Genomic DNA, 7286 nt, shown 5'->3' with positions numbered 1-7286 from the left:
GAGCAGATGTCTCAGCTTTCTTCATGACAAAAATAACGATCAAGACCATCATCACATCACTCAAACAAAATTCGTTAAACCTCAACAAAAACCACTAATTTCATTGACATTTATATTGCAAAAACAATAATAGCTAAGATAACTCGAGCAACAATTAAAATGCTTCTATAGCACTTTGGGCTCACTGAAAAAATCGAGCTTTTAGGACATAACAGTATATAAAGGATTATAAATGCAGCACTGTACTAGCCCACTATTCATCAGCGACAATTTCTGCCCAGATTGCGGCGATAAAATAGATAACCCTCTAACCATTACACCTGTAGAACAGTGTATCCCCGATATACTAGATGAATTGAAAACCTACTGCCCAGAGGCAAGCATATATACAGGGTGGGTAGAAAAAACGCATCACTATAAGCGCGTCCATCGCAGTGGAGGTAAAGACAGCCAGACCTTGTATTACTCCTACTGGTTTTTAACGCTTAACAATGAACAAGGTCAAGAGAAAACCATCAGTGTCAGCTCTGAAGACAGTTCACTAGATAGTGTCTCAAAAGGTGACATCATCACCTTTTTACAACCCACTGGCTATTTCCTACATTACCAACTTGCCGACAAGAGTGACCGCCAAATAGTGACTCACAATCAAGCAGCCACGGGTGTCGTTTTCCACCGCAACGCAGGGCAGGAATCGATTCTGGAACCCGCCTATGAGGTTGAGGACTTTTCAAAGTTTGGAACCGTTTTCAGTACATTTTTCCTCGCTGCACTGGTATCAATGCCCGCAGCCTTTGCGGAGTTCTATACGTTCGAAGTGGCAGGTTTTATTACCGCAGCAGTTACTGTCATAGGCTCAGCATTTAGAATTAATAGCAAAACCAATAAGTTTGAAACTGAAAGTGCCAGATTACTTGAGATAAAACGCACCGTTAAACGGATCTTAGGGGTATCGATTACCCAAATGGGTTATGACAAACGCGGTCGTGCAGCTAATAATGACGATGTTTACTGCATCAATTGTGAGCAATTAGTAGATAGCGCATATCACTATTGCCATTGTTGCGGTCAGCCTCAAGAGCCTGCCGAGATAGATCAGCCACCTTTATTGACGGAAGTGACTTCAAGTAGCGATACAGCAATAGCTAATGATAGTGAATTATCACAGCAGTCTCATGCACTGGCAGCCACAGCTGGTAACGTAACCCCTATAAGTAAAGCTGCAGGAAAGCGTATCACTCGTCGAGACAAGATCCGCCAAGTCTGCGAAGCATTTATAGGTTATGACAGCCATTCATTTGAAAATAAGCATATTTTTGCTAAGAACTACGCCTGCACAATTGCCACCTCATCTTCTATCGTGCGAGTGACCGATAAAGAGGTCGAAACCAGTGTTAACGATAGTACCAACACTTACACCAGCACCACTCGCACCGACTATACCAATGGCTATGGTTCAACGGTACGTTCAGAGTACCGAACCGAGACCACAAGCCACAGGCAAAGAAACTCCAACTTGTATGGCGAGCTCACCATTGAAACACCTGAAGGTAAAATACAAACCTATAAAGCGGCAAGATCGCTACTCTCCACAGCAGATGTAGGCGACTGGATAATGCTAGGTAGCAGCCGCCTAGAAGGAAAAGCAGAGCAGCTAGATTATGATGAGTTTTACTACAACATCAGTAAAGATAACCTTATACAGCCAGAGTCTGTCACGCAATGGAGCAGAGTCTCAGCTAAAAGCCAGACCTTTGTATTTCTGATGTTTGCTTTAGCGATTGGTTGCAGCGTTTATTTTAATGAGTTAGTGGATTTGGCTGCCAACTTCGTCCCCCATGACATATTGGGCAGTATGCTTGGCTTTGCTAATGAACTCTCCATTCCAGCTTACCTTTTACCAATGGGTGTATTTACTGTGTTCTTTATATTTGTCATTTTGCTCGCCAGAGGCTTTAGTAAGGATAGAAAAAGAGATCTGAGTCATTCACTAGCATCTTTGAAGGCTAAGTTGGCAAAATGTCAGCAAGAAAGAGAGTCATTTTTAAAGCTTTAACTTGCTTTCATCCCCAATAAAAATAGCGCCCTTGGGCGCTATTTTTTAATCATTATTTAAATCACACTAACCTATCGAGCTTTATCTAATGCCTCGCATAAAGCTTCTACACCAAGCAAAGCTCTCGGTGCGGCTCGGTGCAGTAAGTCTGCATTTAACTGGTAGATATGTTGTTGCTTCACAGCCGGGATCTCTGGCCACTGCTTCCAATCAATTCCTTGAATGTTGCCCTCGTCCTGACTTTGCAAGATCACCTCTGGCATTTTGAGCAATACCGTTTCTAGGCTAACTTGCGGGTATTCATTGGCTGAGTCTACAAAAACATTATCGCCATGGCACACTGCAATAATCTGTTGGATCCAGCTATTTTTTGCAACCGTCATTAAAGGTGTAGACCATAGTTGATAGAAGACCTTCACCTCAGGCTTAGCCAAGTTTACTCGCTGTAAACGAGTTAACTCTTGTCGATATGACAGGGCTGCTGCAGCTGCTTGTACTTGATTACCCGTTAGTTCACCAAGCGCTTCTAGCTCATCAGCAACAGCGCCTAGCGTTTTAGGGGTACTGTCGAAAACTTCAAAGCCTAACTCTTTTATTCGCTGGATATCTTCCGCTTTATTACCGCCACCCCACACCACAACCAAGTCAGGGTTAAGCTCAAGCACTCGTTCTATTTGAATGCCGTGATAACCACCAATACGAGGAATTTTAAGCGCTGCCTCGGGGTAATCGGCATGGTCGGTTGTTGCGACAATCGAATCGCCAGCACCTATGGCGTACAACATCTCTACCGCATGGGGAGATAAAGCAACAATACGCTTTGCTGGTTCAGCCGCGAAAGATGCTGCAGAGATAAATAGGCTCAACGCCACAAGTGATTTACACAAGATTTTCATAAAGTCCTTTTTAAAGAGGTTCTCAATTGAAGTATTGAGCATGATAAGCGCTACTTAGTCTCATTCCTAGTGACTTATTTTATCTCTAAGTGCCAACATCGGCTGCGATATAGCCTAAACACAATACTGATTGAAGCAATATCGCAGTGCTATCAAACTCAATAAGCACTGTTTACCGCTATATGTACTAAAGCTAAGTAGAAAAAACGGCAATCACCTTTAGCCTTAAAACACTTACTGATTACCTAGTGATATTACAGAGTTAATCAATAATGGCTGACAATGGGTTCTTTTTACCATAACTTCATACTCGAAAAGTCCCTTATTCATCGTGTTAAAAACTGATGACAATATTATAAACGTCTCCCATATACAGGCTAAAGCATTGAATTAAGCTAAAAATATGAAACAGCCAATACGAGACAGCAAGAAACAGTTAAGCCTATCTAGCCAGATTCTCTGCAGAGTCGCACCACTTGTTATCAATAATGGGATTCGGACTTTTCAAATTGGGGATTTCTTCTATACACCCAAAGTATAATAATAGCTCCATCGAAACGACATGAGATTAATTAAATAGCAGAGCAAACATTGCATGCCATCTAAATTAACTCATATGCAGCCGCATATAAACATGATCAAGACATTAACGACCATTTTATACAGCCAAGCATAAAACCATGAAGTTACCAAAATAAAAGTTTACGCTTTTAGTAATAATTACGATAAAACAATATTGAACACCTCGGTAAATACCGAAAACAAATAAACACATTATAAGCCACATAAAAGCTTATATAACATCAAATAGGATTACAATCATGAAATCAAGTTACATTGCACCTTATACAGCTGTTGGTATTACGTCTGAAACAAAGTTTATCAATCACCGAAGTGAAATTCCGGCAATTATTGATGAAATATCAAATATAGCACGAACAGCTAAATTCTTCTCTGAATTTGAGCTACCCGTAAAACTTATTACTTTAACAGAAGGTGCTCTACAAGGGTTTAATGATGAAGTTCATGATATGTCAGCAAAAGATTATATTAGCTCTATTGCTATTAGTGTTGACGGCCCTGAAGTCCAGCAGTTAAAAGAGTTAGCTATTGAACTAAATGTTTATCTTGCATTCCAAGCCAGAACATATGATGACAAATACCAAGATCGGTTTTTCAATCAAAACATACTATTAAGCCCTAAAGGTGAAGTTGTATTACAACATTATAAAAATACTGTGCTTTACCCATCTGAGCACTCAACAACACCTCATGATGTATTAGATCAGTGGGTAGAGGAACGAGGTAACGGCTTAGATGCTTTTTATCCTGTAGCTGATACTGAAATAGGTAAAATAGGCTTCGCTATGGCAATGGATGGTTCTTACCCTGAATACGTACGTGGCATTGCTATGAATGGCGGAGAACTGCTTATCAGAGTGAGTTTACCTGCTCCAATCGCTGGGAAATTTGAAATTCAAAACAGAGCTCATGCCTTAAATAACACCATGTATGTACTTGGAGTTTTAGGTGGAAATGCTGCAATTGATGAAACATCACCTATTGATATTATGGGCGGAGCATCACACCTTATTGATTACACAGGAAATATTATTGCAGAAAAGCAATCACCTAATAAATCTTTTGTAGCTGGTACAGTTAATATTGAGCAATTACGTGAATTTAGAATCACTAGCCCGATTATGGGGTGGATAAAAGATCTTCGAGCGGAAATTATTGCGCCTATCTATAGTAAGCAAATTTTGCCAGCAAATATGAATGCAAACGGCACAGCATATAATGCAGAAAGTTACACTAAGGAAGTACTCAATGGTCAAGTGAAACTAATGTTAGAACGTGGAGTATTCACAGCACCTTCTGCACCAGGCTGGGAAGATAGAATTGTTGGGTCGATACCCAAGGAAGATTAAATAATCTGCCAACATATCGATTTAAACACATAGATTAGGCAAGCTAAAAATATAGCTATCATCATAGTACTCGGTGATAGCAACTTAATTCACATGCATAAAATGGATAAAAACAAAACCCTAGATATGATTTTCATATCTAGGGTTTTCGTGATCATAAATAACTTTTATCAGAGATCATAATCATCCCCCCTCCACAGAAACAATAAACAAGCGCTTACAATGACAATTATAAAATTCAAAAAGCACTTAGGAACTCAAAATAAAAGAAAAGTTAATCATCGGTAGTTAATATCAACAACCAAGTTTTAATTGATAGTAAATAGAACCATATAAAAAGAGCTATAAAAAAGAGCTATAAACAACAGAGCTATAAACTCCCCCCACAGTCAAATAAATCAAAAGCATTTTATTTAAGCGATGATAAATAACAGAAAGTCTCTGATTTATAAACAGTATATAGCTGATTTTAGCCTGAGTATTTCTCCCGTCACATTGCAGTTTTACGTCTTGTTATCAAAAATGGGATTCGGACTCTCTGTATTGGTTATTTCTTATATACGTAAAAAAGATAAAAATAGCTTCATCAAATCGATACAACTTTAACTTAATAAACAGGTAAACATTATGAAAGTAACAATCTCAACATATCTATTAATGCGACTAAAAGAGCTTAACGTTAATCACCTTTTCGGTATTCCTGGTGACTATGTGCTGCCATTCTTTGATGAACTAATCGATCAGCCTCACGGTGTACAACATGTACTCACAAGAAACGAACTGAATGGTTCATACGCAGCTGATGGCTACTCTAGAGAAAATGGTTTTGGCGCAATGGCCGTTACATTTGGTGTCGGCTCACTAAGTTGCACTAATGCTGTGGCTGGTGCCTATGCAGACGACTCACCAATGATTGTCATTGCAGGTGCTCCAACTGTTGAGGTTATTAATACACCTACTGAGAAACTACTCCACCATGTAGTAGGAACTGATTTTGATTTCAACCTTCGAGTATTTAGTAACTTTACTGTTGGTAGCAAGCGTCTTGAGAAACAAAGCACGGCAGCGTACGAAATTGACAATCTACTACGAAAATCAATACAAGCGAAAAAGCCGGTTTATCTTGAGCTCCCATATGACATTCAAACTCAGTTGGTTGATGCTCCCGATCATCCTCTAGATTTAATGTTAAATCAGTCTTCTAAAACCAATATGACCAAAGCACTTAAAGATGCTTATGAAATTATAAGTAATAGTAAAACCAGAAGTATCGTTACTGGTCACCTACTAAAGCGCGAACGCATGATTGATGAGGGATTAACTTTAGTTGACCGTCTAAATGCCTGCGTATCAACTACATTTGTATGCAAAATGGGTGACTTTGATGCTCATCCAAATTCAGTAGGTACTTTTTTAGGTACAACAAGCCAAGATTATACGGTTGATATGATGACCAATGCTGATGTAGCAATTGGCCTCGGTATGACTTACAACGAGTTTGACACAGGAGTCTTCTCTTCAACAATGGGTAACAACCAAGATGTTATCTGGATTAGACAGAACTATGTAGAGATCAACGGTAAGCGATACGACGAAGTATATTTACGTGAGTTCTTACCAAAGTTAAACCAAATTGTGATGGATATTCCTAAAGGGGAGTTAGAAATTGCTGATAAGCGTAAATTTGTTTTTGAACGCAAAGACAAGTTTGTAGCGACCGATGCCGATATCACTATCGATCGCCTGTTCGTTCAGTTTGCCAACTACCTGAAACCAAACGATATGGTTTATGGTGACACGGGCGGCCACATTAATGGCTCTCAAGCTGAATTTCCAGCAGGCACTCAATTCGAGGGTTGTGGAAACTGGGGCTCTCTCGGCGCAGGGTTTGGTATTTACGTTGGTGCAAACATGGCTAACGAAGAAAAATCTGCTCGCTCAGTGTGTATCTCAGGCGAAGGTGCTTTTACCATGACAGGCCAAGAACTAGCGACACTCATAGAACATAAGAAAGATCTTGCTTTGTTCGTATTAGATAACGCGGGTTACGGTGCAGAACGAGCGATCAAACCTGGTAAACATCGCTCTTATAATGACATTGCCGTATGGAAATATGAAAAGCTAGGTGAAGCACTTGGTGGTACAGAGGGTGTTGATATACATAGTTATGTTGTAAAAACCGAAGCTGATATGCAAAAAGTATTTGATCAGTTGGAAACACCAAAAGGCGTTAACATTGTTCGAATTATGCTTGACCCAAATGATTCAGCTGAATTTAACATCAAGTTTAGTGGAGCATTAAAACATTAATTTAGTGGAGTATTGAATCACTAATTTAAAACTAACCAAATATTCATGGCGAATACCATTCGCCATGAATATTAAAATAAAAACCAACATAAC

At 39.5% G+C, this 7286-nt stretch carries 4 protein-coding genes; 3 read left to right on the top strand and 1 reads right to left on the bottom strand.

All coding sequences use genetic code 11. The features are described from left to right. The first annotated feature begins 232 nt into the window (after positions 1-232). Positions 233-2056, top strand: coding sequence for a hypothetical protein (locus K5R16_RS21740; RefSeq protein WP_220740471.1), 1824 nt, complete (start codon positions 233-235; stop codon positions 2054-2056). Between the two features lie 71 nt (positions 2057-2127). Here K5R16_RS21740 and K5R16_RS21735 read toward each other — a convergent pair whose 3' ends face one another. Further along, positions 2128-2952, bottom strand: a complete 825-nt coding sequence (locus tag K5R16_RS21735) for a cobalamin-binding protein (RefSeq protein ID WP_220740469.1) — start codon at positions 2950-2952, stop codon at positions 2128-2130. Positions 2953-3773: 821 nt separating this feature from the next. On the opposite strand from K5R16_RS21735, the gene K5R16_RS21730 reads away from it, so the two are divergent. Together K5R16_RS21730 and K5R16_RS21725 are read left to right on the top strand one after the other, a co-directional pair. Continuing rightward, a complete protein-coding gene (locus tag K5R16_RS21730; protein ID WP_220740467.1) occupies positions 3774-4883 on the top strand; it encodes a nitrilase-related carbon-nitrogen hydrolase in 1110 nt (369 codons plus the stop codon). Positions 4884-5510: 627 nt separating this feature from the next. Beyond that, the gene (locus K5R16_RS21725) at positions 5511-7193 is read left to right on the top strand and encodes a thiamine pyrophosphate-binding protein (protein WP_220740465.1); all 1683 of its coding nucleotides are present in this window, start codon (positions 5511-5513) and stop codon (positions 7191-7193) included. Positions 7194-7286 lie beyond the last annotated feature (93 nt).

It is taken from the genome of Shewanella sp. c952, assembly GCF_019654975.1.
Classification (GTDB): domain Bacteria; phylum Pseudomonadota; class Gammaproteobacteria; order Enterobacterales; family Shewanellaceae; genus Shewanella.
Note: the sequence above shows the minus strand (reverse complement) of the source record. Positions and strands in the feature narration are given on the sequence as shown.

Excerpts from the sequence above, each read along its gene's own strand:
- K5R16_RS21740 (WP_220740471.1), top strand. The coding sequence starts at position 233 with ATGCAGCACTGTACTAGCCCACTATTCATCAGCGACAATTTCTGCCCA.
- K5R16_RS21735 (WP_220740469.1), bottom strand. The coding sequence starts at position 2,952 with ATGAAAATCTTGTGTAAATCACTTGTGGCGTTGAGCCTATTTATCTCT.
- K5R16_RS21730 (WP_220740467.1), top strand. The coding sequence starts at position 3,774 with ATGAAATCAAGTTACATTGCACCTTATACAGCTGTTGGTATTACGTCT.
- K5R16_RS21725 (WP_220740465.1), top strand. The coding sequence starts at position 5,511 with ATGAAAGTAACAATCTCAACATATCTATTAATGCGACTAAAAGAGCTT.